The sequence below is a fragment of the Streptomyces sp. NPDC004284 genome, from assembly GCF_042874035.1.
GTDB lineage: Bacteria > Actinomycetota > Actinomycetes > Streptomycetales > Streptomycetaceae > Streptomyces.
Genome location: NZ_JBIAMJ010000009.1, coordinates 16,272 through 42,483, shown reverse-complemented (window position 1 = coordinate 42,483; position 26,212 = coordinate 16,272). Strand labels below are relative to the sequence as shown.

Below are 26,212 nucleotides of genomic sequence, written 5' to 3'. Positions count from 1 at the left end.
GAACATCATCCGACCGCCTGAACTGTGGCGCTCCGGCACCCCCCTGTCCAGGGGATGTGGGGGGCTTCGCGATCAGGCCCCGAAGGCCTTCGACTTCCCCTTGACCGGCTTCGCGCCCGCCAGGAGGTGCGCCGGGACGAGGTCCCGGGCCGGCTCGCTGTACCCGACCGAGACGATCTTGTCCCCGCGGTACGTGAACGAGGTCAGCGAGGCCAGCGTGCACTGCCGGCGCCGCGGGTCGTGCCACAGCCGCCGCTTCTCCACGAAGCTGCGGACGATCCAGATCGGCAGCTGGTGGCTGACGCAGACCGCCTCGTGCCCGCGGGCCGCGTCCTTCGCCGCGTCGAGCGCGCCCATCATGCGGACGACCTGCTCGACGTACGGCTCGCCCCAGGACGGCCTGAACGGGTTGGTGAGGTGCTTCCAGTTCGCCGGCTTCTTCAGCGCCCCGTCGCCGACGCCGAAGGTCTTGCCCTCGAAGACGTTCGCCGCCTCGATCAGCCGCTCGTCGCTGGCCAGGTCCAGACCGTGCGCCTTGGCGATCGGCGTCGCCGTCTCCTGCGCCCGCTCCAGCGGGGAGGCGACGACGTGCGTGATGTCCCGGTCGGCCAGGTGCTCGGCGACCCGGTCCGCCATCTTCCGGCCGAGTTCGGAGAGGTGGTAGCCCGGGCGCCGCCCGTACAGCACGCCGTCGGGGTTGTGGACCTCGCCGTGCCGCATCAGGTGGACGACGGTGATGTCCTGGTCACGGGTGTTCTCGCTCATGCCGTGGCCTCCGCGGCGGCACGGGCCGCGGCCGGCAGCGCGGCGGCGATCCGCTCGATCGCCCGCTCGTCGTGCGCGGTCGACACGAACCAGGACTCGAACGCGGACGGCGGCAGGTACACGCCGTCGGCCAGCATCGAGTGGAAGAAGGCGTTGAAGCGGAACGCCTCCTGCTTCTTCGCGTCGTCGTAGTTCCGCACCTCGTCCTCGGTGAAGAACACCGAGAACATGTTGGAGGCGGTCTGCAGCCGGTGCGCCACGCCCTCCTTGGCCAGCGCGTCCGTGACCAGGCCCTGGATCTCCTTCGAGACCGCGTTCACCTTGTCGTACGCGGCCTCGTCGAGCAGCCGCAGCTGCGCGAGCCCGGCGGCGGTCGCGACCGGGTTACCGGAGAGGGTGCCCGCCTGGTAGACCGGGCCCGCCGGGGCCAGGTGCCCCATGACGTCCGCGCGGCCGCCGAACGCGGCCGCGGGGAAGCCGCCGCCCATGACCTTGCCGAAGGTCATCAGGTCGGGCTTCACGCCGTCGACGCCGTACCAGCCGGCCCGGCTCGTACGGAAACCGGTCATGACCTCGTCGGAGATGTACAGCGCGCCGTTCTCCCGGCACAGGTCCGCGAGGCCCTGGTTGAAGCCCGCCACCGGCGGGACGACGCCCATGTTGCCCGGCGAGGCCTCGGTGATCACACAGGCGATCTCGCCCGGGTGCGCGGCGAACGCCGCCCGCACCGCGTCCAGGTCGTTGTACGGCAGCACGATCGTGTCGCCGGCCTGGGCACCGGTCACACCGGGCGTGTCCGGCAGGCCGAAGGTGGCCAGACCGGAGCCGGCCGCGGCCAGCAGCGCGTCCACGTGACCGTGGTAGCAGCCCGCGAACTTGACGACCTTCGCGCGCCCGGTGAACCCGCGGGCGAGGCGGATCGCGGACATCGTGGCCTCCGTACCGGAGGAGACCAGACGCACCTGCTCGACCGGCTCGATCCGCGCGACGATCTCCTCGCCGAGCGCGACCTCGCCCTCGCCGGGCGTGCCGAAGGAGGTGCCGCGGGCCACGGCGGCCTGCACGGCGGCGGTGACCTCGGGGTGCGCGTGGCCGAGAATCATCGGTCCCCACGAGCAGACGAGGTCGACGTACTCACGACCGTCGGCGTCGGTGAGGTACGGACCGGAACCGGACACCATGAACCGGGGCGTTCCGCCCACGGCCCGGAAGGCACGCACCGGTGAGTTCACGCCGCCGGGCGTCACGAGGGAAGCGCGGTCGAAAAGCGTCTGTGAGACTGGGGCTTCGTATGAATACGGCACTGTGATCCTGACCTGCGAGAACGACTTCGGGCACGACATCGGGAACGGAGGGACGGTGATGAGCATCCTCTGTATTACGCCGGGACGCTCGCCCTCCGCGTCTGCGAAACTGGGGCGACATGGGGATGACTCACGGAATCCATGGTGTCAGAGGCCACGGCGTTCTTGCGGACAGGTGTTTCACCGTACGAACGCGGGGGAGGTCACTGACACGATGATCGGGTTGCGCGGCGGGGTCGTGTTGCCGAGAAAAAGCAGTCGGGTGGAGATATGCATCGCGGTGGCGGACCGGGCGAGGGGACGGGTGACCCGGGTCCGGAGTCTGCCCGGCGGGGAAGGCACCGGCGCGGGCGATCAGAGGAGCCGACCGCTTCCGAGCACCGGCCGAAGCCGGAGCCCGCGGCGGAATCGGCCCCGACGATCGGGGGCCGGAGCTTGGGGGTGACGTACAAGTACTTCGGCGCGCCCAACAGCGCGACCGCCGCCCAGGTCCCGATCTCGATGCGCCCCGAGGAGCTCGGCGGGGACGAGCTCGGCATGGGCGGAATGTTCACCAAGATCAAGCCCGAGACCATAGCGGCCATGGTCCTCACCGGCATCCAGGGCATGCCCCTGCACAAGGTGCCGCCGCTCGAGCTGGTGGTGCTGCACCCCGACTACGCGGTGGTGAAGCTGCCCATGACCGTGGTCGACCCGCTGCGCGGGATCGGCGAGGAGTCGGTCGGCGCCGCCGCCTTCATCTGGTCGACCGTCCCGGACCGCGGCGGCCCGCGCGACGCCTTCGACGTCTACCAGCTCCTCCACGAATGGCAGGACTTCTCGGTCCGCCTCCACGAGGCGGGACACCAGCCGTACTGCCTGGTCTGGCCGTGAGGCCCTGGGCCCTGGGTCGGGTGTGAGCCCTCAGATCGGACGTGAGGCCCTGGGTCGGGTGTGAGCCCTCAGGTCGAGGGGGTCCCCGCCCGCTCGGCGGCCAGCTCGCGCGCGGAGGCGAGCCGGTACGGCACGTCGATGATCACGACGTTCTTCATGAAGAGCAGACGGGTCTTGAGGCGCAGCGCGATCTGGTTGTGCAGCGGCTGCTCCCACCAGTGCCCGACCACGTACTCGGGGATGACCACCGAGATCATCGACTCCCCCCTCCGCTCGGGCGCGTCCCTGACGTGCCGCATGAGGGGCTGGACGATCGAGCGGTACGGGGAGCTGAGCACCCGCAGCGGCACGTCGATGCCGTGCGCCTCCCAGGCCTCACGGAGCACCTCCGCCTCCGCCGGGTCCTCGGCGACGGTGACGGCCGTGAGCGAGTCGGGCCGCAGGGTCTTCGCGTACGACAGCGCGCGCAGGCTCGGCGCGCTGACGGAGGACACGAGGACGAGGACGTGGTTCTCGGCGAGGGTGTGGGGCGACTCCCCGGGGGCGACGGAGACCTCGGCGGCGACGGTGTCGTAGTGCTGCCGCACGGCCTTCATCCCGGCGTAGAGCACCGGCATCGCGATGACGACGAGCCAGGCGCCGTGGGTGAACTTGGTGATGAGGACGATCACGAGGACGACCGCCGTCATGCAGGCGCCGAGGGCGTTGATGGCGAGGCGGCGGTGGATGTTGTGCCGGTTCGCGGCCCCGGCGGGGGTGGCGAGTTCTCGCCTCCAATGCTTGACCATGCCCGCCTGGGAAAGGGTGAAGGAGACGAAGACGCCGATGATGTACAGCTGGATGAGGCGGGTCAGCTGCGCGTCGAAGGCCACGATCAGGGTGATGGCGGCGAGCGCGAGGAGGACGATGCCGTTGGAGTAGACGAGCCGGTCGCCGCGGTGGACGAGCTGGCGGGGCGCGTACCGGTCGCGGCCGAGGACCGAGGCGAGCATCGGGAAGCCGTTGAAGGCGGTGTTGGCCGCCAGGACCAGGACGCCCGCGGTGACGGCCTGGAGCGCGTAGAACAGGACGTGCCAGTCGCCGAAGGTGGCCCGGCCGATCTGGGCGAGCGCGGTGGACATCGGGGTGCCGGGGGCGAGCCCGAGCTCCGTGGGGTCCTCCGCGACGTGGACCTCGTAGACCATGGCGAGCACGGTGATCCCGAAGAACATGGTCGCCGAGAGCCCGCCCATGATCGCGAGCGTCATGGCCGCGTTGCGGCTCTTCGGCTTCTCGAAGGCCGGCACGCCGTTGCTGACGGCCTCGACACCGGTCAGCGCGGTGCAGCCGGAGGCGAAGGCGCGCAGCGCGAGGAGCACGAGCGCGAGCCCCGAGTAGGTGGAGACCTTGTCCACGGGCAGGCCCGCGGACTCGGCGCGGATCGTCGCACCGGTCGCCATCCGGATGCCGGCCACGGCGAACATCAGGTAGATCACGGTGATGAAGGCGTACGTGGGGACGGCGAACCAGCGCCCCGACTCGCGCACCCCGCGCAGGTTCATCCAGGCGAGGACCACGACGAAGAACACCGACAGGGCCACGGCGTGCCCGTCGAGCGCGGGCGCGGCGGAGGTGATGGCGGCGACCCCGGAGACGACGGAGACGGCGACGGTCATCACGTAGTCGATGAGCAGCGCGGAGGCGGCGGTGAGCGCCGCCCGCTGCCCGAGGTTCTCGGCGGAGACGACATAGGCCCCGCCGCCGCCCGGGTAGGCGTAGCAGGTCTGCCGGTAGGAGGCGACGACGACCAGGAGCAGCACGACGATGCCGACCGCCGCGTACCAGGCCAGATGGAGCACGGCCAGGCCGCCGAGGGCGAGGACGATCAGGATCTCCTCGGTGGCGTAGGCGACCGAGGAGAGCGGGTCGCTGCAGAAGACCGGCAGGGCGACCCGCTTGGGCAGCAGGGTCTCCCCGAGCCGCCCGCTGTCCAACGGACGGCCGACGAGCAGGCGTTTCGCCGCATGTCCAGCTCTCATAAGTGCTGAAGTTAGGACGAATGGTATGTAATGCCCGGGAGCCGCGCCCTGAGGGGGCCCGTACGCCCCGGGGAGCCCCCGTACGAGGAAGGACCAGACGCGTGAGCGCAGTACGCATGACCGGTCGGCCCATGCAGATCGGCGAGGTCGCCGCACGCACCGAACTGCCCCTGCGGACCATCCGCCAGTACGAGGACAACGGCCTGGTCGTCCCCTCCGCGGCCTCGCCCGGCGGCTTCCCCCTCTACACGGACGCGGACGTGTCCCGGCTGATGGTGGTCCGCCGCATGAAGCCCCTCGGCTTCACCCTCGACGAGACCCGCGAACTCCTCACCGCCGTCGACCGGCTGTCCGCCGACCGCCCGGACACGGACACCGCCCTCGACCCCGACGAGCGCGCCGCCCTCGTCGCCCGCGTCCGCCGCTACGAGACCGCCGCGGCGGAGCGGGTCGCCGAACTCCGGGCCCAGCTGGCCCGCGCGGAGGAGTTCGCGGATTCCCTCCGCACCTGCCTGAACTAGGACCTATGCGGCCAGGGCCTCGGCCAGCACACGGAAGAAGCGGGCGTACGCGGCGGCACTGGGCGGGGTCTCCGGGTTCCAGGGGGTCAGCCGGACACCGGAGGGCAGCTCGTACGGCAGGGTCGCGTGCTCCCGCTCGTCGAACAGGACGAGCCCGGGACGGAGCCCGACCGCCCCGGCCCAGTCCCCCGTGAGCCAATTGGCCCCGGGCCCCGGCCCCGGATCGATCAACCGGACCCCCAGCCCGGCCAGATGCGCCAACTCGGGCCAGGCCTGCGGCCGCGCCAGATGCACCTGCCCGGGCCCCGCCCCGGAAAGCGCGAGCACAGCGAGCCCGGACCGCCCGGCGACGTCCCGGAGCGCGGCCTCGGCGGCGGCCAGGTCGTCGCGGGCGAAGTCGGCGCCCGAAGGCATACGCGCCGGCGTGACGGCGGCCGGCTCGGCGACGGAGTCCGGGCGCGCCGGCTCGGCGACGGAAGGCTCGGCGACGGAGTCCGGGCGCACAGGCCCCGCGTCGGCCGGCTCGGCGGCGGAGTCCGGGCGCACAGGCCCCGCGTCGGAGGCCGCCCGCGCCGGCTCCGCGCCGAGGCTCGCGGCCAAGGCGGCGAAGCGGCCGAGGATGGCGGGAAGCGTGAGTTCGTTCCCCACGGAGAGCGCGACGAGCGGGACGCCGAGCCGCTCGGCGACCGCCTCGTCCAGCGCGTACGGGCTCTTGCCGTCGTAGGTCACGTCGACGATCACGTCCGGGCGCAGCTCCCGCAGGGCCGCCTCGTCCAGGGCCCGGCCCGGCCCCAGGTACGGCACCCCGGCCGCCCCGAGACCGCCCGCCTTGGCGGGGTCGAGCGCCTGGCCGTCGTGCCCGGAGCCGTAGACGCCGGCCGGTGTCACCCCCAGGTCGAGCAGCGCCGCGCCCGCCCGCACGTACGCGACCACCCGCAGCGGCACGTGGGCCGCCCCCAGCTCCGTACCCCTGTCGTCCGTGAATCCCCATGCCTGCGTTCCGGACATAAGGCTGCTCCCTCCCCGGCCGGAATCTCCCTCGTCCGTCACCTTGGAACGCTTCCCCGCCCCGCACAAGAGGGCCTCCCGGGCGGCACCCGGGCCAGGACTTCGGCCCAGATCCCCCCTGCCGAAATCCCCCCGGGGTGGTGTTAACTGAACGAATCGGGAGGAAGCAGCAGAAAGCGGCCCTTGCCGTCGCGCACGCGCGCACCACCTGCCCGGGCGCGCCGGGGACGGGCGGCCCTCGCGCCCTGGAGTGAGCCATGTCCTTGCCCGGCCAGTTCTCGGACCCCCGCGTGATCACGCTCTTCGGCCTGCTCGCCGTCTCGACGGTGGCGTGGCTGACGCTGAGCCTCCGCACCCGTGCCCGCGCCCGCGGCGCGCCGGAGGACCCCCCGCTCGAGCGGGTCTGGCACCCGCAGGAGTCGGTGCCCCTGACGCCCGCCGAGGAGCACGCCTTCGGCCAGGTCGTCTCCCGGCTCACCCAGGACCCGACGGGCCGCCTGCGCTGACCGCACCGCCTAACATCCGGGCCATGCCCGCATCCACGCCCCTGCCCCGCCGGGACACCCGGGGCATCGTCGACCCCGCCGAACTGCTCGCCCGCGTCCGTTTCCGCCGGCACAGCCCGGCGCCGGAACTGCGGCCGTACCTGGAGCACTACTGGCTGATGGACTGGGAGCTGCCGGAGCCGTACGCGAGCCGTGTCGTCCCGCACCCGTCGGTGAACGTCGTCTTCCAGCGGTACGGAGCACAGGGCGCCCCGTGGGCCGAGGTGGCAGGGGTCGGGCTCGGCCTGTTCACGCAGAGGCTGACGGACACGGGCCGGGTCTGCGGGGTGCAGTTCCGCCCCGGCGGCTTCCGCCCCTTCGCGCCCGCGTGGCCGGTGTCGGACTGGACGGGCCGCCGGGTGCCGCTGGGCGAGGTGTTCCCGGAATCCGGCGGCGAGAGCGCCCTGACCGCCGTCCTGTCCCCCGACGGCGACCACGCGCGCGTGGCGGCGCTCGACGCCTTCCTCCTGGCCCACGGCCCGGCCGTCGACCCGGCCGCCGAGCAGGCCATGGAGCTGGTGGAGCTGATCCGCTCGGACCGCACGGTCCGCAAGGTGTCCCGGCTCGCCGCCGCGAGCGGCCTGTCGCCGCGCTCGCTCCAGCGCCTGTTCGCCGGCCATGTCGGCGTCGGCCCGAAGTGGGTGATCCTGCGCTACCGGATCCACGAGGCCCTGGAACGCGCCGAGGCGGCGGGCGCCCCCGACTGGTCCGTACTCGCCGCCGAGCTGGGCTACAGCGACCAGGCCCATCTCGTACGGGACTTCACGGCGACGATCGGACTCCCGCCGACCGCGTACGCCCGCGCGGTGTCAGCGCCCTGACCTACCGTACGAACATGACCGACACCACGCCACAGGTCCTCCTCGAACCCTGGTCCGAGGAGGACGCGGGCCTGCTCCACGCCCTGAACGCGCCGGAGTTGATGGGCCACCTCGGCGGCCCGGAGACCGAGGAGCAGCTCGTCCGGCGCCACCGACGGTACGTGGACCTGAGCTCCGACGACACGGGCGCGGGGCGCATGTTCCGCATCGTGCTGCCGCCGGAGAAGGCCGTCGTGGGCAGCATCGGCTTCTGGGCCCAGACCTGGGACGGCGAGCCGGTGTACGAGACGGGCTGGTCGATCCTGCCCGCCTTCCAGGGCCGCGGCCTCGCCACCTCCGCCACACGCGCGGTGATCACCGAGGCCCGGGCCGCAGGACCGCACCGCCACCTGCACGCCTTCCCCTCCACGGACAACGCCGCGTCGAACGCGGTCTGCCGCAAAGCCGGCTTCGAGCTCCTCGGCGAGCGCGACTTCGAGTACCCGCCGGGCCGCCCCATGCGCTGCAACGACTGGAGGATCGCCCTCCGCTAGTCGCCGAGCACCCGCGTGAAGTGAAACGCCGTGATGTCGAACCGCTCCCTCAGATAGAACCGGTGCGCACCGGTCCGGTGGGTCCCGGAATCGAGATCGAGCTCCCGGCAGCCCGCCGCGCGAGCGTGCCCCTCCAGGTGGGCGATGAGCGCGTGCCCGACGCCGGTCGAGCGGTCGGCGTCGGCGGTCACCAGGTCGTCGATGTAGAGCTCGCGCAGGGAACTGGTGTTGACGACGACCCGCCACCCGGCGACACCGACACAGCGTCCACCATCCGCATAAGCAGCACTGAACCGCAGCCCCTGCGCGTGCCCGGCCTCGTACACCTCACGGAAGAGCTCCGGGGTGAGATGCGGCCGAAGCTCACAGAGCACGGGCAGGAGGTCACTCTCCAGCCGGGGGTCACCGGGCTCAAGGTCGATGATCTTCATGCTGGGACGGTACCTCCCCCGCCGTTGTGGGCAATCGTTCCGCCCGTTGTGGGCAATCGTTCCGCCGGGGCGGGACGGGTGGGCACAACGGAACGGCGCCCTTGCCGGCGCCAGAGACTTCCGGGCCCTGACCCGCACCCGTGGCAGCGGCGCACTCGTGGTGCGGGCCCTGACCCGCACCCGTGGCGGCGGCGCACTCGTGGTGCGGGCCCAGGCGCCGAAACCAAAGGCCCCGCCCCGCCCAGGGCCGAATTCTCTGGCCCCGCACCAGACCCCGATGCCATCCTGTCCCCGTGAACGGACCGGAGATCCACATCAGCTTCGCCCCCGGCCTGCACCTCTTCGTCTCACCGGAGCGCCGCGCAGCCCGCACCCCCCTCACCACCGACGGCACCTCGTCCCTCGGCCACGTCGTGGAGTCACTGGGCGTGCCCCTCACGGAGGCCGGACGGCTCCTGGTCGACGGACGGCAGGTGGACGCCTCGCACGTCCCGGGCGCGGGCGAGACCGTCGAGGTGGAGGACGTCGTCCGCCCGCAGCGGGTCCCGGGCGGCGCGCCGCTCCGTTTCCTGCTCGACGTGCACCTCGGCACGCTGGCCCGGCGCCTGCGGCTGCTGGGCGTGGACGCGGCGTACGAGAGCGAGGACATCGGCGACCCCGCCCTCGCCGCGCTCTCCGCGCGCGAGCGGCGCGTGATGCTCTCGCGGGACCGCGGCCTGCTGCGCCGCCGTGAGCTGTGGGCGGGCGCCTACGTCTACAGCGACCGGCCGGACGACCAGCTCCGCGACGTGCTGGAGAGGTTCGCGCCGCCGCTCGCGCCCTGGACCCGCTGCACGGCGTGCAACGGGGAGCTGAGCGAGGCCGACAAGGACGCGGTGCGCGAGCAGCTGGAGCAGGGCACGGAGAAGACGTACGACGTGTTCGCGCAGTGCGTGGAGTGCGGCCGGGTCTACTGGCGCGGCGCCCACCATTCCCGCCTGGAGGCGATCGTGTCGGACGCGGTACGGGAGTTCGGCGGGGCGACGGCGCGCTGAGATCCCCTGGCCCGCGCGCGGTCAGCCGAGGTCGCCGCCCCGCAGCCGCTCGACCTGCACCGCACTGACCTCGACGGTCCGCCGCATGTGGGCGATGAGCAGGGAGACCTCGGCGTCGCTGTAGGCGTCGAACATCGTGCCCCAGGTGTCGTTCAGCTTCCGCCAGAGCTCGCCGAGCTCGGCCATCCGCGCGGGGACGGGCGCCACGAGGACCCGGCGCCGGTCCTCGGTGGAGCGCTCGCGGGTCACGTAGCCGGCGCGTTCGAGCCGGTCGACGAGCCGGGTCGCGGAGCCGGTGGTGAGCCCGGTCAGCTCGGCGACCCGCCCGGTGGTCACCGGGCCCTCCTCCAGGCTGAGCAGGTTCAGGCACTGGACGTCGGTCGGGTGGAGTCCCAGGTGGTCGGCGACGGCCTGGTTGAACAGGGCGTAGGCGGCCATGTAGCGGCGGGCCTCCCCGTACAGCTCGGCCATGAGCGCCTCGCGCCGACCGGAACTCTTCTGCGTCATGCAGAGATTGTACGACCCAGACACCGCGGGGTCACGGGCCACGAGGCCACGGGGGAGCGCGGGGACACGCGGGGGCACGGGCGGACGGCCCCGCGCCCTCAGGGCGCCTCGGCGGTCAGATAGCGCTGCACGGTGGGCCCCAGCCAGGCCACGACCTCCTCGGCGGACATCGCGATGGCCGGCGGCAGGCGCAGCACGTAGCGGGCGAGCGCCATGCCGAGGATCTGGGACGCGACGAGCGCCGCCCGGCGCGGGGCGTCCTCGGGGTCGGGGCAGACGCCCCGGGCGACCGGCCCGAGCTGCTGGGCGAAGACCTCCTGCATGCGCGCGGCCCCGGCCTCGTTGGTGACGCCCACCCGCAGCATCGCGGTGAGGACCTCGTCGCGCTCCCAGCGCTCCAGGAAGTGCGTGACCAGGACGGCCCCGATGTGGCGGGCGGGCAGGGCCCCCAGCTCGGGCAGGCCGATCTCGATGTCGGAGGCGGCGGCGAACAGTCCCTCCTTGTTGCCGTAGTAGCGCATCACCATCGACGGGTCGATCCCGGCGTCGCGGGCGATGGCGCGGATGGTGGCGCGCTCGTACCCGTCGGAGGCGAAGCGCTCGCGGGCGGCCTCCAGGATGGCGGCTCTGGTGGCGTCGGAACGGCGGACGGTCGTCATACCAACAACTGTAGGCCAACAAGCGTTGACACACCATCCGAAGCGCCCTAACGTTGCCAACAAGCGTTGACCAACACCTGTTGGCAAACGATCGTGGGCACCCAGGAGGCAGCCATGAGCACCACGAACACGAACGTGGAAAGCACGAACACCACACACACGCACACCGACGTGCTCGTCATCGGCGCGGGCCCCACCGGCCTCCTCCTCGCCGGCGACCTCGCCGCCGCCGGCATCGACGTCACCCTCGTCGAGCGCCGCCCCCAGGGCCTCTCCAACATGACCCGGGCCTTCGGCGTCCACGCCCGCACCCTGGAGCAGCTCGACGCCCGCGGCCTCGCGGACGAGCTCCTCACCACCGGCACCACCCTGACCACGGCACGCCTCTTCGGCCGCCTCGACCTCGACCTGACCCGCCTGCCCACCCGCTTCAACCACCTGCTCGTCACCCCGCAGTACGAGGTCGAGCGCCTCCTGGAGCACCGCGCGGCCACCGCCGGCGTCACCTTCCGGTACGGCACGGAGCTGCGCGGACTGCGCCAGGACGCCGACACCGTCACCGCGGAGCTCACCGACCCCGACGGCACCCCGCTCACCCTCCGCGCCCGCCACCTGGTCGGCACGGACGGCCACCGCAGCTCCGTGCGCACCGCCCTCGGCCTCCCCTTCCCCGGCCGCTCCGTGATCCGCTCCATCGTCCTCGCCGACGTACGCCTCACCGAGGAACCCGCCGACGTCTTCAGCGTCAACGGCTCCGGGGACACCTTCGCCTTCCTCGCCCCCTTCGGCGACGGCTGGTACCGGGTCATGGGCTGGACCCGCACCCGCCAGGTCCCCGACAGCGCACCCGTCGACCTCGACGAGGTCCGCGAGATCACCCGCAAGGCCCTCGGCACCGACCACGGCATGCACGACGCCCGCTGGATCTCCCGCTTCCACAGCGACGAGCGCCAAGCCCCCGCCTACCGCGTCGGCCGCGTCTTCCTCGCCGGAGACGCCGCCCACGTCCACTCCCCCGCCGGCGGCCAGGGCATGAACACCGGCCTCCAGGACGCCGCCAACCTCTCCTGGAAGCTCACCGCCGCACTCCGCGGCGAGGCACCCGACCCCGAGGCCCTCCTCGACAGCTACCAGTCCGAGCGCCACCCCGTCGGCACCATGGTGCTCCGCAGCAGCGGAGCCCTCGTCCGCCTCGCGATGGCCCACACCCCGCTCACCCGCGCCGCCCGCACCCTCGCCGCCCGCTTCCTGAACGCGGTCCCGCCCGCCTCGGCCCGCGCCATGGGCATGCTCAGCGGCATCGGCATCGCCTACGCCCCCGCACCGGGCGCCGGCCGCCTCTCGGGCCGCCGCGCACCCGACGTCCACCTGCGCGAAGGCCGGCTCCACGAACTGCTCCGCCAGGGCGAGTTCGTCCTGATCGCCCCGCGAGGAGCGACCCCCGCACCACCGGCGACCGCCCCCGTCACCCCGAGACACCTGGTCCGGGCCACCTGGCAGGACCCCGCGAAGAGCACGACGGTCCTGGTCCGCCCCGACGGCTACGTCCACTGGACGAGCCGCTGACGACCGGACGGCCGACGGACTCAGAAGACGTAAGGATCCCCGGTGGCGAGCACCAGCACACGGTGCCGGTCGTTCCCCGGATTCCGGTCGGCGACCCCGTCCCGCCAGGCCGTGGTGACCTCGACCGTCATCTCGTCCGGAAAGCCCGCGGTCCGCAGATCGAGCGCCAGCTCACCGGCACCCCCCGCGGCCCGGAGCGCGCCCGTCCGGCAGGACACCACCCGGTCACTGCTCCACAAGCAGGCCGGCGGCAGCTCCTGGCCGCCCGCCATCGGCTCGGAGAAGGCGAGCCGGACCGTCGCCTGGGGGATGTCGGCGGGCCCGCGGTTCTGACTGACCAACCAGACACCGACCCTCCCGTCCCAGAGGGAGACCTGCCCGTGATGGGACAGATCCGCCTCACCCACGGCCCCCGACCCCGCAGCCCCGGCACTCCCGCCGGACCCCATCACCACCGCGGCCGCGAGAACGGCCCCCAGCACACCCATCCACAATCGACGCATAGACCAAAAATACCCACGAATAATCACACATCATGACAAGCCATCAACCCAGCGTGTCCCATGGCACCCTGCCCCCATGCTGATCGCCCGCTCCACCGCCCTGTTCGCCCTCGCCGCCCTCTTCGAGATCGGCGGCGCCTGGCTCGTCTGGCAAGGCGTCCGGGAACACCGGGGCTGGATCTGGATCGGCGCGGGAGTCATCGCCCTCGGCGTCTACGGCTTCGTCGCCACCCTCCAGCCCGACGCCGAATTCGGCCGCGTCCTCGCCGCCTACGGCGGAGTCTTCGTCGCCGGCTCCCTCGCCTGGGGCATGGCCGCCGACGGCTACCGCCCCGACCGCTGGGACGTCACCGGCGCCCTCATCTGCCTCGCCGGCATGGCCGTGATCATGTACGCCCCCCGAGGCCGCTGACCCCGCCCGCCTATCCTGACCGGGCGATCGACCCGCAATCGACCACACGCGCGAGGAGCACGTCATGACTGCCGCCGGCACCCCCATCGCCGTCATCACCGGAGCGAGCAGCGGAATCGGCGCCGCCACCGCCCGGCAACTGGCCGCCGCCGGCTACCGCGTCGTCCTCACCGCCCGCCGCAAGGACCGCATCGAAGCCCTCGCCGCCGAGATCAACGACGCCGGCCACCAGGCCACCGCCTACGCCCTCGACGTCACCGACCGCGCCGCCGTCGACGAGTTCGCCACCGCCTTCCGCACCCTCGCCGTCCTCGTCAACAACGCCGGCGGCGCCCTCGGCGCCGACCCCGTCGCCACCGGCGACCCCGAGGACTGGCGCCGCATGTACGAGGTCAACGTCCTCGGCACCCTCCACATGACCCAGGCCCTGCTCCCCGCCCTCACCGCCAGCGGCGACGGCACCGTGGTCGTCCTCTCCTCCACCGCCGGCCACTCCACCTACGAAGGCGGCGCCGGCTACGTCGCCGCCAAGAACGGCGCCCGCGTCCTCGCCGAAACCCTCCGCCTGGAGATCGTCGGCACCCCCGTCCGCGTCATCGAGATCGCCCCCGGCATGGTCAAGACCGACGAATTCGCCACCACCCGCTTCCGCGGCGACACCACCAAGGCCGCCAAGGTCTACGCCGGCGTCGCCGAACCCCTCACCGCCGACGACGTCGCCGACACCATCACCTGGGCCTGCACCCGCCCCCCGCACGTCAACATCGACCTCCTCGTCGTCCGCCCCCGCGCCCAGGCCTCCAACACCAAGGTCCACCGCGAGCTCTGACACGTCCGGGTGAATCCCCTCGATCACCCACACCACACTCGAAGACCCGCTCTACCGTCGAAAACAACTCCATACAGAAACGGCCCTCGGCAGGGATTGCAGTCCCAGCCGAGGGCCTCACCAGCAGGAAGGTGCAACTTCCCATGGCTGAACAGGACCCTAGCGCGCCCGCACTGTTCGACATCAGCGCCCTCACGCCCGCCGCGCCGTCCTTCATGGACCTCAAGAGCCCCGAATACGCCTACATGTTCGGCTTCCTGCAGGCCGACGGGCACCTCAGCGAACAGACGCGTAACCGCGGGCGGCTGACCGTCGAACTCAACGTGCGGGACATCGGCATCCTCCGCGAGTTCCAGCGACTGACCCCGTACAACAGCAGCATCAGGGAACGCACCCGGGCCACGAACTTCTCGACGAGCCACCACTCGGCCACCTGGTCCCTGTCCGCGCTGGAGGCACGCACCATCCTGAACCAGCTCGGCCTGCCGTACGGCAAGAAGTCCAAGAAGATCACGCCACCCCGGGTGCCCTTCTCGCGCCGTGACTACCTGCGTGGCGTGATCGACGCGGACGGCTCGGTCGGCTACACCGGCCAAGGTCTCCCGTTCGTCTCCCTCACCACCGCCAGCACCGCGATCGGCGCGTACCTGTGCCACTACACGAAGAAGGTCACCGGCGCCGAGCGCCGGATCAAGCGGAACGCTCGTGACGGGATCTACAACGTCCTGTACACGAAGGAGGCGGCCGTGCAGTTGGCCGCGCACCTTTACTACCCGGGCTGCCTCGCCCTGGAGCGCAAGAAGAGCGCCGCCGCCTCACTCGCCGATTGGGTGCGTCCGGCCGGAATGAAGATCCGCCCCCCGCGGAAACCCTGGACCGCCGAGGAAGACCGCACCCTGCTCGCGGCGCCCACGCCAGCTCAGGCGGCCGCAGAACTGGGCCGGTCCCAGAGCAGCTGCCAGGTGCGGCGTTGGCGCTTGATCAACGGCATCGGGCCGAATCCACGCGGCTACTAGGGCACGCCGAATGGCTCCCGGCACGTCGTGCCGGGAGCCATTCTCGGGCGTCAGCCCTTCACGTTCACGACCTGCTTGAGCTTGGCGACCACCTCGACCAGGTCCCGCTGCTGCTCCATGACCTGCTCGATCGGCTTGTAGGCGCCAGGGATCTCGTCCAGCACGCCGGCGTCCTTCCGGCACTCCACGCCCCGCGTCTGCTCCTCCAAGTCCCGAATCGTGAATCGCCGCTTCGCCGCGCTCCGGCTCATCCGCCGGCCTGCGCCGTGCGAGGCCGAATTGAACGCGGCCTCGCTGCCGAGCCCCTTCACGATGTACGAGCTGGTGCCCATCGAACCCGGAATGATCCCGAACTCCCCGGATCCAGCGCGGATCGCGCCCTTGCGGGTGACCAGGAGGTCCATGCCCTCGTACCGCTCCTCCGCCACGTAGTTGTGGTGGCAGGAGATCACCGGCTCGAAGGTCACCTTCGCTTTCCGGAACTCCCGGCGGATCACCTCCTGGAAGAGCGCCATCATGATCGCCCGGTTGTACTTCGCGTACTCCTGCGCCCAGAACAGGTCGTTCCGGTACGCCGCCATCTGCGGAGTGTCCGCAACGAACACAGCTAGGTCTCGGTCGACCAGACCTTGGTTGTGGGGCAACTTCTGCGCCTCGCCGATGTGGTACTCGGCGAGCTCCTTGCCGATGTTCCGGGACCCGGAGTGCAGCATCAGCCAGACCGACCCTTGGCCATCGATGCAAACTTCGCAGTAGTGATTACCCGACCCGAGCGTTCCCATCTGCTTCTCGGCCCGCTCCCGGCGGAACTTCACCGGATCAGCAACCGTGTCGAACCGCGACCACAGGTCCCCGAACCCCGCCGTCGGGAACTGATACAGCCGCCCCGCGTCCACCATCTCCCTATGCATCCCCCGGCCCACCGGGATCGCCTGCTCGATCTTCGAGCGGAGGCGGGAGAGGTCGCCCGGAAGGTCGTTCGCGGTGAGGGAGGTCTTGACGGCGGACATCCCGCAGCCGATGTCGACACCGACCGCCGCCGGACAGACCGCACCCTGCATCGCGATCACCGAACCGACGGTCGCGCCCTTGCCGTAGTGCACGTCCGGCATCACGGCGAGGCCCTTGATCCACGGCAGCGTCGCCACGTTCTGCAGCTGCTGCATGGCGCCGCCCTCGACCGAGGCGGGGTCGGCCCACATCCTGATCGGTACTTTCGCGCCCGGTACCTCTACGTACGACATACTTCCTCGATTCCCCCGAAAAGACTGATAACGCAAAAACCGGAGCCAAAGCCCGTACAGGTGACAGGGGACCGGCATCAACGGCTGCGTGTGCGATAGACATTGTGTCCATCGGCCGGGTTCACGCGGCAAACAGTTTTCGGGAATGACTTCGGGCGAAGGGAGTCTGGGACCGTGCAGCGAAAGAGGTACGCACCCGGCCGCGCCGGGTCCACGGCGCGCACCGCCGTCGCCCTCGCACTCGGCCTGGGCCTGGGGGCCGGCCTCACCGCCTGCTCCGCCGGCGCGCCGGCCGGCGACGTCGCCGTCGACGCCAAGGTCGGCCAGGCCGCCGACCCCGTCGCGCGCCCCGGCCGCTACCGCACCCTCTTCGAGCCCTGCGGCGCCGTCCCGCAGGCCACGCTCAAGGACCTGCTCCCGGGCGCCGCCGCGCTGCCCGACGCCGAGCGCGACAAGGCGTACCGGGGCGTCGCGGCCGTCACGTACGACACCGACCGGCGTGTCGGCTGCACGTGGAAGGCCGACACGCCGGACACCTCGCACCGGCTGTCCCTCGACATCGAGCGGGTGGTGTCGTACGACGCGGCGGTCAGTGACGACGACCGGGCGCAGGAGGTGTACGCCCGCAAGCAGCTCGCGGCGGGCATCCCGCTGCCTCCCACCGCCTCGCCCACTCCGACGGGAACACCCGGGGGAACGCCCGCGGGAACGCCCGCGGGCACCGCCTCCGCCTCCGCCTCGGGCAAGCCGGCCGCGGCCACCACCCCGCCGGGCAAGCCCGCGACGACCGGCGCCGCCCCCACCTCCTCCGCCTCTTCCTCCGTCGCCCCCCTCTCCCCCACCTCCTCCGCCTCCTCGGGCGCTCCCGGTGCCGACCCGTCCGGTCTGGAGCCCCGTGTCCTCGACGGCCTCGGGGACGTCGCGTACGTCGACGACGTGCTCAGCACGGTCGGCGCGAACAGCCATCAGCGTGCCGTGAGCGTGGTGTTCCGCACATCGAACGTGATCGTGACGGTGTCCTACCGGGAGCAGACCTCGGGTTCCGTCGAGGTGCCGGACAGCGCGGAACTGCAGGAAAAGGCCCGGAATCTGGCCCGGCAGCTCGCCGAGCGGCTGGAGGAGTAGCGGTTCGCATCCGCTCCGTGAGCGGGCAGCGACCACGTAACGTGTCGCCGTACCTGTGGCCGACAAGCGACTGAAGGAACCATGCAGCGATCAGCTCCGCGAACGCGACTCACCCGCATACTCGCCTGCGCCGCCGTCCCGGTGATGCTCGTCGCCGCGGGCTGCTCCTCGGATTCCGGTGATTCCGGGAAGGCGGAGGGGCAGGGGCAGGGGCAGGGGCAGGGCAACGCGTCCGCGTCGGCGTCCGTGACGCCTTCGCCGTCGCAGTCGACGAAGACGGTCGAGCCGGCGAAGTTCGCGAAGCTGCCGGAGGTCTGCAAGGCGATCTCGACGAAGACGACGGCGTCGCTGGTGCCGAAGGCGAAGACGAAGAACGGCACGCCGGCCGCGTCCAGTGATCTGGCGAGCCGTGGCGGCTGCTCGTGGAACGGCCTTGAGGACAAGGGCGTGAAGGGTTCGCAGTACCGCTGGCTGGATGTGTCCTTCTACCGGTACGAGTCGGACGCGTCGCTCGGCAGCGGCCAGGAGCGTGCGCAGGAGAACCTGGCGAAGGAGCTGGCGAAGGTCCAGGAGACGCCGGGCGCGAAGAAGCTGCGGACGGTGCCGGCGCCGGGCATCGGTGACGAGGCGAGCGCGGTCACGTACCAGCTGCGCAAGACGGACGAGGATTTCGTGTACACGTCGATCGTGGCGCGTACGGGGAACGTGCTGGTCCTGCTGTCGTACAACGGTGCCGGTTACGCGGGTGCCGAGACTCCGTCGGAGAAGACGGTGACGGCCGGTGCGGTGACGGCGGCCAAGGAGGCTGTCGCGGCGGTCGCGGCGGCCAACAAGTAGTCACGAACCAGCACAGAGTGGCATATTCATGCGGAGCCCGTCCCTCCCCCGAGGGCCGGGCTTCGCGCACATGTGCCACTCTGTGCGCGCCGGATGTCGAATGACGGGAGGGGATCGCGGGTGGCCGCGATGGAGCTGAATCGCACGCACCGAATACTCATCGGCCTCGTCATCGGCGGTGCGCTGATCATCGCGGGGATCGGTTTCGCGGGTTCGTACGCCGCCGTGCGCGAGCTCGCTCTGACGAAGGGCTTCGGCACCTTCTCGTACTTCTTCCCGATCGGCATCGACGCGGGCATCTGTGTGCTGCTCGCGCTGGATCTGCTGCTGACGTGGCTGCGGATCCCGTTCCCGCTGCTGCGTCAGACGGCCTGGGTGCTGACGGCCGCGACGATCGCCTTCAACGGTGCGGCGGCCTGGCCGGATCCGCTGGGTGTGGGGATGCACGCGGTGATCCCGGTGCTGTTCGTGGTGGCGGTGGAGGCCGCGCGGCACGCGGTGGGCCGGATCGCGGACATCACGGCCGACAAGCACATGGAGGGTGTCCGGCTGACCCGCTGGCTGCTGTCGCCGGTGCCGACGTTCCGGTTGTGGCGTCGGATGAAGCTGTGGGAGCTGCGCTCGTACGAGCAGGTGATCAAGCTGGAGCAGGAGCGGCTGGTCTATCAGGCGCGGCTCCAGGCCCGTTATGGGCGCATGTGGCGGCGGAAGGCTCCGGTGGAGGCGCTGATGCCGCTGCGGCTCGCGCGGTACGGGGTGCCGCTGGCGGAGACGGCGTCGGCGGGTCTGGCGGCGGCGGGCATCGATCCGGCGGTCCTGCCTGCGGAGTCCGCGCTTCCGGTCCAGCCGTCGTCCCCGTCTCAGCCGGCCGCGCTCCCGCAGGGCCAGCCGGCGGCGCTCCCGGCGCAGGCGCAGGTTCCGGCGCAGGCGCAGGTTCCGGCGCAGGTTCCGGCGCAGGAGCAGGCGCAGGTTCCGGACCAGGCGCAGGTCCCCGCTCCGGTCGCGGTCCCGGTGGGGCCGGCGGGGCCGGTGAACCATGAGAGCCACTGGTTCGATGCCTCGCAGGTCTCCCCGGAGTCGTACGAGGGCAACTACAACCCGCAGATCGTGGAGGGCCTGGAGCCCATGCCGGTCCCGGTGCCGCAGGGGCCGGAGGACGTTCCTCCGGCGGGTCCGGAGGAGTTCGTGGAGTACCCGGAGTACGTGGAGCAGCCGGAGCCCCAGGCGAACGAGTTCGAGGACGTCGTCTACAAGGTCATGGGTTCGTACGTGCTTGAGCACGAGCGGTTCCCGGCCGAGGCCGAGCTGGCGCGGCTGGTGGCCGAGCAGTACGGCCTTCCGGAGTTCCCGGCGTCCGACATCGATCTGCTGCGGCAGGCGGTGCCGGCCGCGCAGGAGCGGGTCCAGCAGGCGAGGGCCGACGTGGACACCCCGTAACGAGGTGCGTGAAAAGGGCCGCCGCCCCGGTCTCCCGGGGCGGCGGCCCTTTCCCGTGCTCAGCTCACCGGCTCAGACGGCGAGCAGCTTGCGCACGCGGTCCGCGCCCACCGCGAGCAGCAGCGTGGGCAGGCGGGGGCCGGACCCCTCCCCCCACGCCGCTCTCGCACCGCTCGGCCCCAGGGGGGCCTCCCGGGCTTCGGTCGGCTGCGCCGGACTCCGTCCGTCGGCGTGTGGCCCGGCCTGGAGCCTCCGGTTGCTACGCGGCGAGCAGCTTGCGCACCCGGTCCGCGCCCACCGCGAGCAGCAGCGTGGGCAGGCGGGGGCCGGTCTCGCGGCTGACGAGGAGCTTGTAGAGCAGGGCGAAGAAGGCGCGCTGGGCGAGCTTCAGTTCGGGGGTCGGCTTGGCCTCGGGGTCGAGGCCGGCCATGATCTTCGGGACGCCGTAGACGAGGGTGGTGAGCCCGTCGAGCGACCAGTGGGTGTCGAGGCCGTCGAGGAGGAGGCGGAGCGACTCGCGGCCTTCGTCGTCGAGGGAGCCGAGGAGTTCGGTGTCGGGCTCGTCGCGGACGATGGTGCGCTGGTCGGCCGGGACCTGGTTGGTGATCCAGTTCTCGGCGCGGTCGAGGCGGGGCCGGACCTCGTCCAGCGAGGTCACCGGGTTCTCGGGGTCGAGTTCGGTGAGGATCCGCAGGGTCTGCTCGTCGTGGCCGGCGGTGATGTCCATGACCGAGGCGAGGGTGCGGTACGGGAGCGGGCGCGGGGTGCGCGGCAGCTCGCCGGCGGCGGTGCGGGCGGCGCGGGAGTGCGCGGCGGCGTCGGCGGGCAGGACGGTGCCGTCGGCGACCTTGGCCTCCAGCTTGTCCCACTCGTCGTAGAGCCGCTGGATCTCCTGGTCGAAGGCGATCTTGAAGGACTGGTTGGGCCGGCGGCGGGCGTAGAGCCAGCGCAGGAGCTGCGGCTCCATGATCTTCAGGGCGTCGGCCGCGGTGGGCACGCCGCCGCGGGAGGAGGACATCTTGGCCATGCCGCTGATGCCGACGAAGGCGTACATGGGGCCGATGGGCTGGACGCCGTCGAAGATGCCGACGATCTGGCCGCCGACCTGGAAGGACGAGCCGGGCGAGGAGTGGTCGACGCCGGAGGGCTCGAAGATGACGCCCTCGTAGGCCCAGCGCATGGGCCAGTCGACCTTCCAGACCAGCTTGCCGCGGTTGAACTCGCTGAGCTTGACGGTCTCGGCGAAGCCGCAGTTCGTGCAGGTGTAGGCGAGCTCGGTGGTGTCGTCGTCGTACGAGGTGACGGTGGTGAGGTCCTTCTCGCACTGGCCGCAGTAGGGCTTGTACGGGAAGTAGCCGGAGGTGCCGCTGGAGCCGTCGTCCTCGGCGGCGGCGCCGGAGCCCTCCTCGGCCTCCAGCTCGGCCTCGTCGACGGGCTTCTGGGACTGCTTCTTCGGGGCCTTCTTCGTCCGGTACTGGTCGAGGATGGCGTCGATGTCCCCGCGGTGCTTCATGGCGTGCAGGATCTGCTCGCGGTAGGTGCCGGCGGTGTACTGCTCGGTCTGGCTGATGGGGTCGTACTCGACGCCCAGCTCGGCGAGCGACTCGACCATGGCGGCCTTGAAGTGCTCGGCCCAGTTGGGGTGGGGCGAGCCGGCGGGGGCCGGGACGGAGGTCAGCGGCTTGCCGATGTGCTCGGCCCAGGACGCGTCGATGCCCTCGATGCCGTTCGGCACCTTGCGGTAGCGGTCGTAGTCGTCCCAGGAGATGAGGTGCCGGACCTCGTATCCGCGGCGGCGGATCTCGTCGGCGACCAGGTGCGGGGTCATGACCTCGCGGAGGTTGCCGAGGTGGATCGGGCCCGACGGGGAGAGGCCGGAGGCGACGACGACCGGTTTGCCAGGCGCACGTCGCTCCGACTCGGCGATGACCTCGTCCGCGAAACGGGAGACCCAGTCGGTCTCGGTGCTGCTCTGAGCCACGGTCGGTACGTCCTTCTTCCTGAGGGGTGCTGCCTGACAGCCCTACGCAAGCCATTCTCCCAGACGGAACGAGACTCCCGGAGGTTGTCCACAGGCGGGGAAATCACGTTGCGGTCCCGTGGGACACTTGACAAGCGAATTAGACCTGACGAACTCAACAGGAACGGAAGCTCATGGCCTCGGTCCCTTCCCTCGCTTCGACCGTGCAGCAGCGCCTCGCGGACGGCCTCTCGGCAGCTGTGCCGGACGCCGCGTCCGCCGACCCGCTGCTGCGACGAAGCGACCGGGCCGACTTCCAGGCCAACGGCATCCTGGCGCTGGCCAAGCGGCTCAAGGGCAATCCGCGTGAGCTGGCGACGAAGGTCGTCGAGGCGATCCCGGCCAATGACGTGCTGAAGGAGATCGAGGTCTCGGGCCCCGGCTTCCTGAACATCACGGTGACGGACGCGGCGATCGTCGACACCCTCGCGGCCCGTGCGGCGGACGCGCGTCTCGGCGTGCCGTTCAGCGAGTCGGCGGGCACGACGGTCATCGACTACGCGCAGCCGAACGTGGCGAAGGAGATGCACGTCGGCCACCTGCGGTCGGCCGTGATCGGCGCGGCGATGGTCGAGATCCTGGAGTTCACGGGCGAGACGGTGGTGCGTCGCCACCACATCGGCGACTGGGGCACCCAGTTCGGCATGCTCATCCAGTACCTGATCGAGCACCCGCACGAGCTGGACCACTCCTCGGAGACGGAGGTCTCCGGCGAGGAGGCCATGTCGAGCCTGAACCGGCTGTACAAGGCCTCGCGTGCCCTGTTCGACTCCGACGAGGAGTTCAAGACGCGGGCGCGTGCCCGGGTCGTGGACCTCCAGGCGGGCGACGAGGAGACGCTGGCGCTCTGGCAGCGGTTCGTCGACGAGTCGAAGATCTACTTCTACTCGGTCTTCGACAAGCTGGACATGGACATCCGGGACGGCGACGTCGTCGGCGAGTCCGGCTACAACGACATGCTGCAGGAGACCTGCCGGATCCTGGAGGAGTCGGGCGTCGCCGTCCGCTCCGAGGGCGCCCTGTGCGTGTTCTTCGACGACGTGAAGGGCCCGGACGGCAACCCGGTCCCGCTGATCGTGCAGAAGTCCGACGGCGGCTTCGGCTACGCGGCGACGGACCTGTCCGCGATCCGTGACCGCGTGCAGAACCTCAAGGCGACGTCCCTGCTGTACGTGGTGGACGCCCGCCAGTCGCTGCACTTCAAGATGGTCTTCGAGACGGCCCGCCGCGCGGGCTGGCTGAACGACGAGGTGAAGGCGCACCAGCTGGCCTTCGGCACGGTCCTCGGCAAGGACGGCAAGCCGTTCAAGACCCGTGAGGGCGAGACGGTGCGGCTGGTGGACCTGCTGGACGAGGCGATCGACCGTGCGACCGAGGTCGTGCGCGAGAAGAACAACGAGAAGATCGCCCTCACCGAGGAGGAGATCGTCGAGAACGGCGCGCAGATCGGCATCGGCGCGGTGAAGTACGCCGACCTGTCGACCTCCGCCGTGCGCGACTACAAGTTCGACCTGGACCAGATGGTGTCGTTGAACGGCGACACGTCGGTGTACATCCAGTACGCGTACGCGCGTATCCAGTCGATCAAGCGGAACGCCGGCGACGCCGTTCCGACGGCCCACCGGAAGCTGGAGCTGGCCCCGGCCGAGCGCGCGCTCGGTCTACACCTGGACCAGTTCGGTGCCGCGGTCGCCGAGGTGGCGGAGGAGTACGCGCCGCACAAGCTGGCCGCGTACCTCTACCAGCTGGCGTCGCACCTGACCGCGTTCTACGACCAGTGCCCGGTCCTGAAGGCGGACACGCAGGAGCAGAAGGAAAACCGGCTGTTCCTGATCGACCTCACGGCCCGCACGCTGCACCAGGGCATGGCGCTGCTGGGCATCCGGACGCCCGAGCGCCTCTGAGTCTCGTAGCGGCCTCGTAGCGTTCGAAGCCCCCGGTACGGATCGCCGTGCCGGGGGCTTCGTCGTCACCAGGCGTCAGCGGATGGCGTGCGAGGTCCGGCCGGAGACCTCGTCGATCTCCTTGTGGGCCTTCTGCAGCAGCTGCGAGGCGAGGTCCATCAGGGCGCGTGCGCCCGCGATCTCCTCGCCCACGCGCAGCTGGTCCGGGTCGGAGGGGTGCCGGTTCGCGGTGCCGTGGGCCCGGAACTCGGTGCCGTCGGTGAGCCGGACCATGGCCGCGGCCTTCGTCCGGTCGCCCTCCTCCTGGAACTCCATCTCCACATGCCATCCGACAAGCGTGTGCATCATGAGGACCACCTCCACCGAGGACCTGTCGGCTACTCCTCCAGAGTGCGCCGCCCTCTGTCGCCCCACCACTCGTTGTCAGTGGCTCCCCCTACGTTCTGATCATGGCGATGATCCCGAACCAGCTGCCCAAGCTCGTGTCCGATCCGACCGGCCGTTCCCTCGGTCTCGACCTGCCGCCCGGCGCCCTCACGGGCCCGGCGGACTCCCCGTACCTCTGGTCGGGGCACGGCCCGGCGGGTCCTGCCGCGTGGGCGGCGCTGCGCCCGGCGGCGCGGACGGCGGGGCTGCTGCCGGTGCTGCTGGGGGGTGAGTGGGGGCTGGACCGGTGGGACCTGATGCCGGAGCGGATGAGCGATCCGGCGGACCACGACGCCGAAGAGGTCCTGGCCGAGTTCTGGGAGTACTACGCGGCCTCGGAGACACCGGAGGAGGAGCGGGGCCCCGCCGTGACGGACCTGTCCGGCGAGCAGCCGGGGTACCTGGGCATCGTCGCCCCCTTCACCACGGGCTGGCCGGGGCTGGCTCCGGAGCAGCCCCTGACCACGGACCCGGACCGGGCGGCGGCCACGGTCGCGGAGATGCTGACGGAGCCGGGTTTCTGGCTGGACGACGCCCGCCCGGCGCTGGTGCCGGCGCGGCGGAGCGCGGACATACCGGCGGTCATCGGCTGGGGAGGGCCGCTGAACCACGAGAACGACGTGGCGCGGCTGTGTGCGGTGCTGCGCTCGTGGGAGGACCGTTTCGGTGCCCGTGTCGTCGCGCTGACCTTCGACCGGCTGGTGGTGTCGGTGGAGGCACCGCCCCGGACTCCGGAGGAGGCCGAGGCGGTGGCGGCGGAGCACTTCGCGTTCTGCCCGGACACCATCACGCAGGGGCACTACGGCAGCCTGCGCGAGTACGCCCGGAAGGCCCTCCTGGACACCCCGGTGTGGACCTTCTGGTGGGACTGACTAGCCGCGCAGGTTCTGGGCGACCTCGGTGGCCCAGTAGGTGAGGATCATCTGCGCGCCGGCGCGGCGGATGCCGGTGAGGGTCTCCAGGATGGCCTTGTCGCGGTCGATCCAGCCCTTCTCGGCGGCGGCCTCGACCATCGCGTACTCGCCGCTGATCTGGTAGGCGGCGACGGGGACGTCGACGGATTCGGCGACCTTGGCGAGCACGTCGAGGTACGGGCCCGCGGGCTTCACCATGACCATGTCGGCGCCCTCCTCCAGGTCGAGCGCGAGCTCGCGCATCGACTCGCGGAGGTTGGCGGGGTCCTGCTGGTAGGTCTTGCGGTCGCCCTGGAGGGAGGAGCCGACGGCCTCGCGGAAGGGGCCGTAGAAGGCGGAGGAGTACTTCGCGGTGTACGCGAGGATCGACACGTCCTCCTTGCCGATGGTGTCCAGGGCGTCGCGGACGACCCCGACCTGCCCGTCCATCATTCCGGAGGGGCCCACGACGTGGACGCCGGCGTCGGCCTGGACCTGGGCCATCTCGGCGTACCGCTCCAGCGTGGCGTCGTTGTCGACGCGGCCGTCGGCGTCGAGGACGCCGCAGTGGCCGTGGTCGGTGAACTCGTCGAGGCACAGGTCGGACATGATGATGAGGTCGTCGCCGACCTCGGCCTTCACGTCCCGGATGGCGACCTGGAGGATCCCGTCCGGGTCCGTGCCGGCCGTGCCGGCGGCGTCCTTCTTCGCGTCCTCGGGCACGCCGAACAGCATGATCCCGGAGACTCCGGCCTCCAGTGCCTCCACCGCGGCCTTCCGCAGGGTGTCCCGCGTGTGCTGCACGACCCCCGGCATGGCCTGGATCGGCACGGGCTCGGTGATCCCCTCGCGCACGAACGCGGGCAGGATCAGGTCGGCGGGATGCAGCCGGGTCTCGGCCACCATCCGGCGCATGGCAGGCGTCGTCCGCAGCCGCCGCGGCCGCGCCCCGGGAAAGGATCCGTACGAGTTCATGAATCC

27 protein-coding genes are annotated in these 26,212 nt (G+C 71.3%); 15 read left to right on the top strand and 12 right to left on the bottom strand.

The features are described 5' to 3' along the window. Positions 1 to 72 precede the first annotated feature (72 nt). Together ACFYUS_RS23500 and hemL are read right to left on the bottom strand one after the other, a co-directional pair. Positions 73 to 765 (bottom strand): histidine phosphatase family protein, encoded by a 693-nt coding sequence (locus ACFYUS_RS23500; RefSeq protein WP_388855311.1) that lies wholly within the window; start codon positions 763 to 765, stop codon positions 73 to 75. Next, positions 762 to 2,108: a glutamate-1-semialdehyde 2,1-aminomutase gene (hemL, locus tag ACFYUS_RS23495; protein WP_388855850.1), complete on the bottom strand. Its 1,347-nt coding sequence runs from the start codon at positions 2,106 to 2,108 to the stop codon at positions 762 to 764. The genes ACFYUS_RS23500 and hemL overlap by 4 nt, the downstream gene beginning before the upstream one ends. Positions 2,109 to 2,339: 231 nt before the next feature. Here hemL and ACFYUS_RS23490 point away from each other — a divergent pair, with 231 nt between their 5' ends. Beyond that, the gene (locus ACFYUS_RS23490; protein WP_388855308.1) at positions 2,340 to 2,942 is read left to right on the top strand and encodes a hypothetical protein; all 603 of its coding nucleotides are present in this window, start codon (positions 2,340 to 2,342) and stop codon (positions 2,940 to 2,942) included. A gap of 68 nt (positions 2,943 to 3,010) precedes the next feature. Here ACFYUS_RS23490 and ACFYUS_RS23485 read toward each other — a convergent pair whose 3' ends face one another. Next, complete coding sequence (locus ACFYUS_RS23485) at positions 3,011 to 4,960, bottom strand: APC family permease (RefSeq protein ID WP_388855305.1); 1,950 nt, start codon at positions 4,958 to 4,960, stop codon at positions 3,011 to 3,013. 116 nt (positions 4,961 to 5,076) lie between these two features. Between ACFYUS_RS23485 and ACFYUS_RS23480 the strand changes: the two genes are divergently transcribed. Beyond that, complete coding sequence (locus ACFYUS_RS23480; protein ID WP_388855847.1) at positions 5,077 to 5,481, top strand: MerR family transcriptional regulator; 405 nt, start codon at positions 5,077 to 5,079, stop codon at positions 5,479 to 5,481. 3 nt (positions 5,482 to 5,484) lie between these two features. Here the strand turns inward: ACFYUS_RS23480 and ACFYUS_RS23475 are convergent, their stop codons facing one another. Next, the gene (locus ACFYUS_RS23475) at positions 5,485 to 6,489 is read right to left on the bottom strand and encodes an ABC transporter substrate-binding protein (RefSeq protein ID WP_388855302.1); all 1,005 of its coding nucleotides are present in this window, start codon (positions 6,487 to 6,489) and stop codon (positions 5,485 to 5,487) included. A gap of 257 nt (positions 6,490 to 6,746) precedes the next feature. Between ACFYUS_RS23475 and ACFYUS_RS23470 the strand changes: the two genes are divergently transcribed. From ACFYUS_RS23470 to ACFYUS_RS23460, 3 genes are read left to right on the top strand one after another with little or no spacing between them, the layout of a single operon-like run. Continuing rightward, a complete protein-coding gene (locus tag ACFYUS_RS23470; protein WP_388855299.1) occupies positions 6,747 to 6,995 on the top strand; it encodes a hypothetical protein in 249 nt (82 codons plus the stop codon). Between the two features lie 23 nt (positions 6,996 to 7,018). Beyond that, positions 7,019 to 7,855 (top strand): DUF6597 domain-containing transcriptional factor, encoded by an 837-nt coding sequence (locus ACFYUS_RS23465; RefSeq protein ID WP_388855296.1) that lies wholly within the window; start codon positions 7,019 to 7,021, stop codon positions 7,853 to 7,855. Positions 7,856 to 7,869: 14 nt separating this feature from the next. After that, a complete protein-coding gene (locus ACFYUS_RS23460; protein ID WP_388855293.1) occupies positions 7,870 to 8,388 on the top strand; it encodes a GNAT family N-acetyltransferase in 519 nt (172 codons plus the stop codon). Here the strand turns inward: ACFYUS_RS23460 and ACFYUS_RS23455 are convergent. Further along, the gene (locus ACFYUS_RS23455; protein WP_388855291.1) at positions 8,385 to 8,819 is read right to left on the bottom strand and encodes a GNAT family N-acetyltransferase; all 435 of its coding nucleotides are present in this window, start codon (positions 8,817 to 8,819) and stop codon (positions 8,385 to 8,387) included. The genes ACFYUS_RS23460 and ACFYUS_RS23455 overlap by 4 nt on opposite strands. A gap of 293 nt (positions 8,820 to 9,112) precedes the next feature. Between ACFYUS_RS23455 and ACFYUS_RS23450 the strand changes: the two genes are divergently transcribed. Then, the gene (locus ACFYUS_RS23450; RefSeq protein ID WP_388855288.1) at positions 9,113 to 9,853 is read left to right on the top strand and encodes a Mut7-C RNAse domain-containing protein; all 741 of its coding nucleotides are present in this window, start codon (positions 9,113 to 9,115) and stop codon (positions 9,851 to 9,853) included. Between the two features lie 21 nt (positions 9,854 to 9,874). On the opposite strand, the gene ACFYUS_RS23445 is transcribed toward ACFYUS_RS23450, so the two are convergent. Further along, complete coding sequence (locus tag ACFYUS_RS23445) at positions 9,875 to 10,360, bottom strand: MarR family winged helix-turn-helix transcriptional regulator (protein WP_388855285.1); 486 nt, start codon at positions 10,358 to 10,360, stop codon at positions 9,875 to 9,877. A 98-nt stretch (positions 10,361 to 10,458) separates the two neighbouring features. Continuing rightward, on the bottom strand, positions 10,459 to 11,019 hold the full coding sequence (locus tag ACFYUS_RS23440; RefSeq protein WP_388855282.1) for a TetR family transcriptional regulator: 561 nt from the start codon (positions 11,017 to 11,019) through the stop codon (positions 10,459 to 10,461). 114 nt (positions 11,020 to 11,133) lie between these two features. On the opposite strand from ACFYUS_RS23440, the gene ACFYUS_RS23435 reads away from it, so the two are divergent. Then, positions 11,134 to 12,585 carry an FAD-dependent oxidoreductase gene (locus tag ACFYUS_RS23435; RefSeq protein ID WP_388855279.1) on the top strand — a complete coding sequence of 484 codons (1,452 nt, stop codon included), beginning with the start codon at positions 11,134 to 11,136 and terminating at the stop codon, positions 12,583 to 12,585. Between the two features lie 20 nt (positions 12,586 to 12,605). Here the strand turns inward: ACFYUS_RS23435 and ACFYUS_RS23430 are convergent, their stop codons facing one another. Further along, on the bottom strand, positions 12,606 to 12,926 hold the full coding sequence (locus ACFYUS_RS23430; protein ID WP_388855276.1) for a hypothetical protein: 321 nt from the start codon (positions 12,924 to 12,926) through the stop codon (positions 12,606 to 12,608). Positions 12,927 to 13,164: 238 nt separating this feature from the next. On the opposite strand from ACFYUS_RS23430, the gene ACFYUS_RS23425 reads away from it, so the two are divergent. The 3 genes from ACFYUS_RS23425 to ACFYUS_RS23415 all read left to right on the top strand — a co-directional run bounded on the left by ACFYUS_RS23425 (position 13,165) and on the right by ACFYUS_RS23415 (position 15,345). After that, positions 13,165 to 13,500 (top strand): YnfA family protein, encoded by a 336-nt coding sequence (locus ACFYUS_RS23425; protein ID WP_388855273.1) that lies wholly within the window; start codon positions 13,165 to 13,167, stop codon positions 13,498 to 13,500. Positions 13,501 to 13,564: 64 nt separating this feature from the next. After that, complete coding sequence (locus ACFYUS_RS23420; RefSeq protein ID WP_388855270.1) at positions 13,565 to 14,329, top strand: SDR family NAD(P)-dependent oxidoreductase; 765 nt, start codon at positions 13,565 to 13,567, stop codon at positions 14,327 to 14,329. Positions 14,330 to 14,472: 143 nt separating this feature from the next. Next, positions 14,473 to 15,345, top strand: a complete 873-nt coding sequence (locus ACFYUS_RS23415; protein ID WP_388855267.1) for an LAGLIDADG family homing endonuclease — start codon at positions 14,473 to 14,475, stop codon at positions 15,343 to 15,345. A 50-nt stretch (positions 15,346 to 15,395) separates the two neighbouring features. Here ACFYUS_RS23415 and ACFYUS_RS23410 read toward each other — a convergent pair whose 3' ends face one another. Continuing rightward, positions 15,396 to 16,589: an RtcB family protein gene (locus ACFYUS_RS23410; protein WP_388855844.1), complete on the bottom strand. Its 1,194-nt coding sequence runs from the start codon at positions 16,587 to 16,589 to the stop codon at positions 15,396 to 15,398. A 174-nt stretch (positions 16,590 to 16,763) separates the two neighbouring features. On the opposite strand from ACFYUS_RS23410, the gene ACFYUS_RS23405 reads away from it, so the two are divergent. The 3 genes from ACFYUS_RS23405 (at position 16,764) to ACFYUS_RS23395 (ending at position 19,988) form a co-directional block, all read left to right on the top strand. Continuing rightward, entirely contained in the window at positions 16,764 to 17,714 is a 951-nt protein-coding gene (locus ACFYUS_RS23405; protein ID WP_388855264.1) for a DUF3558 domain-containing protein, read from the top strand. Positions 17,715 to 17,795: 81 nt separating this feature from the next. Next, positions 17,796 to 18,551 (top strand): DUF3558 domain-containing protein, encoded by a 756-nt coding sequence (locus tag ACFYUS_RS23400; protein WP_388855261.1) that lies wholly within the window; start codon positions 17,796 to 17,798, stop codon positions 18,549 to 18,551. A 120-nt stretch (positions 18,552 to 18,671) separates the two neighbouring features. After that, entirely contained in the window at positions 18,672 to 19,988 is a 1,317-nt protein-coding gene (locus ACFYUS_RS23395) for a DUF2637 domain-containing protein (protein ID WP_388855258.1), read from the top strand. Positions 19,989 to 20,247: 259 nt separating this feature from the next. On the opposite strand, the gene lysS is transcribed toward ACFYUS_RS23395, so the two are convergent. Then, positions 20,248 to 21,969, bottom strand: a complete 1,722-nt coding sequence (gene lysS / locus ACFYUS_RS23390; RefSeq protein WP_388855255.1) for a lysine--tRNA ligase — start codon at positions 21,967 to 21,969, stop codon at positions 20,248 to 20,250. A gap of 173 nt (positions 21,970 to 22,142) precedes the next feature. Here lysS and argS point away from each other — a divergent pair, with 173 nt between their 5' ends. After that, complete coding sequence (gene argS / locus ACFYUS_RS23385; RefSeq protein WP_388855252.1) at positions 22,143 to 23,912, top strand: arginine--tRNA ligase; 1,770 nt, start codon at positions 22,143 to 22,145, stop codon at positions 23,910 to 23,912. A gap of 75 nt (positions 23,913 to 23,987) precedes the next feature. Here argS and ACFYUS_RS23380 read toward each other — a convergent pair whose 3' ends face one another. Beyond that, positions 23,988 to 24,257 (bottom strand): DUF1876 domain-containing protein, encoded by a 270-nt coding sequence (locus tag ACFYUS_RS23380; RefSeq protein ID WP_388855842.1) that lies wholly within the window; start codon positions 24,255 to 24,257, stop codon positions 23,988 to 23,990. A gap of 104 nt (positions 24,258 to 24,361) precedes the next feature. Here ACFYUS_RS23380 and ACFYUS_RS23375 point away from each other — a divergent pair, with 104 nt between their 5' ends. Then, the gene (locus tag ACFYUS_RS23375) at positions 24,362 to 25,210 is read left to right on the top strand and encodes a DUF4253 domain-containing protein (RefSeq protein ID WP_388855250.1); all 849 of its coding nucleotides are present in this window, start codon (positions 24,362 to 24,364) and stop codon (positions 25,208 to 25,210) included. Here the strand turns inward: ACFYUS_RS23375 and hemB are convergent, their stop codons facing one another. Beyond that, on the bottom strand, positions 25,211 to 26,206 hold the full coding sequence (gene hemB, locus ACFYUS_RS23370; RefSeq protein ID WP_388855247.1) for a porphobilinogen synthase: 996 nt from the start codon (positions 26,204 to 26,206) through the stop codon (positions 25,211 to 25,213). Positions 26,207 to 26,212: the final 6 nt, after the last annotated feature.

Coding starts and splice junctions, on each gene's coding strand:
- ACFYUS_RS23380 (WP_388855842.1), bottom strand. CDS start 24,257: ATGCACACGCTTGTCGGATGGCATGTGGAGATGGAGTTCCAGGAGGAG.
- ACFYUS_RS23415 (WP_388855267.1), top strand. CDS start 14,473: ATGGCTGAACAGGACCCTAGCGCGCCCGCACTGTTCGACATCAGCGCC.
- ACFYUS_RS23420 (WP_388855270.1), top strand. CDS start 13,565: ATGACTGCCGCCGGCACCCCCATCGCCGTCATCACCGGAGCGAGCAGC.
- ACFYUS_RS23410 (WP_388855844.1), bottom strand. CDS start 16,589: ATGTCGTACGTAGAGGTACCGGGCGCGAAAGTACCGATCAGGATGTGG.
- ACFYUS_RS23500 (WP_388855311.1), bottom strand. CDS start 765: ATGAGCGAGAACACCCGTGACCAGGACATCACCGTCGTCCACCTGATG.
- ACFYUS_RS23400 (WP_388855261.1), top strand. CDS start 17,796: ATGCAGCGATCAGCTCCGCGAACGCGACTCACCCGCATACTCGCCTGC.
- ACFYUS_RS23375 (WP_388855250.1), top strand. CDS start 24,362: ATGGCGATGATCCCGAACCAGCTGCCCAAGCTCGTGTCCGATCCGACC.
- ACFYUS_RS23440 (WP_388855282.1), bottom strand. CDS start 11,019: ATGACGACCGTCCGCCGTTCCGACGCCACCAGAGCCGCCATCCTGGAG.
- ACFYUS_RS23490 (WP_388855308.1), top strand. CDS start 2,340: ATGCATCGCGGTGGCGGACCGGGCGAGGGGACGGGTGACCCGGGTCCG.
- ACFYUS_RS23465 (WP_388855296.1), top strand. CDS start 7,019: ATGCCCGCATCCACGCCCCTGCCCCGCCGGGACACCCGGGGCATCGTC.
- ACFYUS_RS23475 (WP_388855302.1), bottom strand. CDS start 6,489: ATGTCCGGAACGCAGGCATGGGGATTCACGGACGACAGGGGTACGGAG.
- hemB (WP_388855247.1), bottom strand. CDS start 26,206: ATGAACTCGTACGGATCCTTTCCCGGGGCGCGGCCGCGGCGGCTGCGG.
- ACFYUS_RS23480 (WP_388855847.1), top strand. CDS start 5,077: ATGACCGGTCGGCCCATGCAGATCGGCGAGGTCGCCGCACGCACCGAA.
- ACFYUS_RS23460 (WP_388855293.1), top strand. CDS start 7,870: ATGACCGACACCACGCCACAGGTCCTCCTCGAACCCTGGTCCGAGGAG.
- ACFYUS_RS23435 (WP_388855279.1), top strand. CDS start 11,134: ATGAGCACCACGAACACGAACGTGGAAAGCACGAACACCACACACACG.
- ACFYUS_RS23455 (WP_388855291.1), bottom strand. CDS start 8,819: ATGAAGATCATCGACCTTGAGCCCGGTGACCCCCGGCTGGAGAGTGAC.
- ACFYUS_RS23445 (WP_388855285.1), bottom strand. CDS start 10,360: ATGACGCAGAAGAGTTCCGGTCGGCGCGAGGCGCTCATGGCCGAGCTG.
- ACFYUS_RS23470 (WP_388855299.1), top strand. CDS start 6,747: ATGTCCTTGCCCGGCCAGTTCTCGGACCCCCGCGTGATCACGCTCTTC.
- ACFYUS_RS23425 (WP_388855273.1), top strand. CDS start 13,165: ATGCTGATCGCCCGCTCCACCGCCCTGTTCGCCCTCGCCGCCCTCTTC.
- hemL (WP_388855850.1), bottom strand. CDS start 2,108: ATGTCGTGCCCGAAGTCGTTCTCGCAGGTCAGGATCACAGTGCCGTAT.
- argS (WP_388855252.1), top strand. CDS start 22,143: ATGGCCTCGGTCCCTTCCCTCGCTTCGACCGTGCAGCAGCGCCTCGCG.
- ACFYUS_RS23485 (WP_388855305.1), bottom strand. CDS start 4,960: ATGAGAGCTGGACATGCGGCGAAACGCCTGCTCGTCGGCCGTCCGTTG.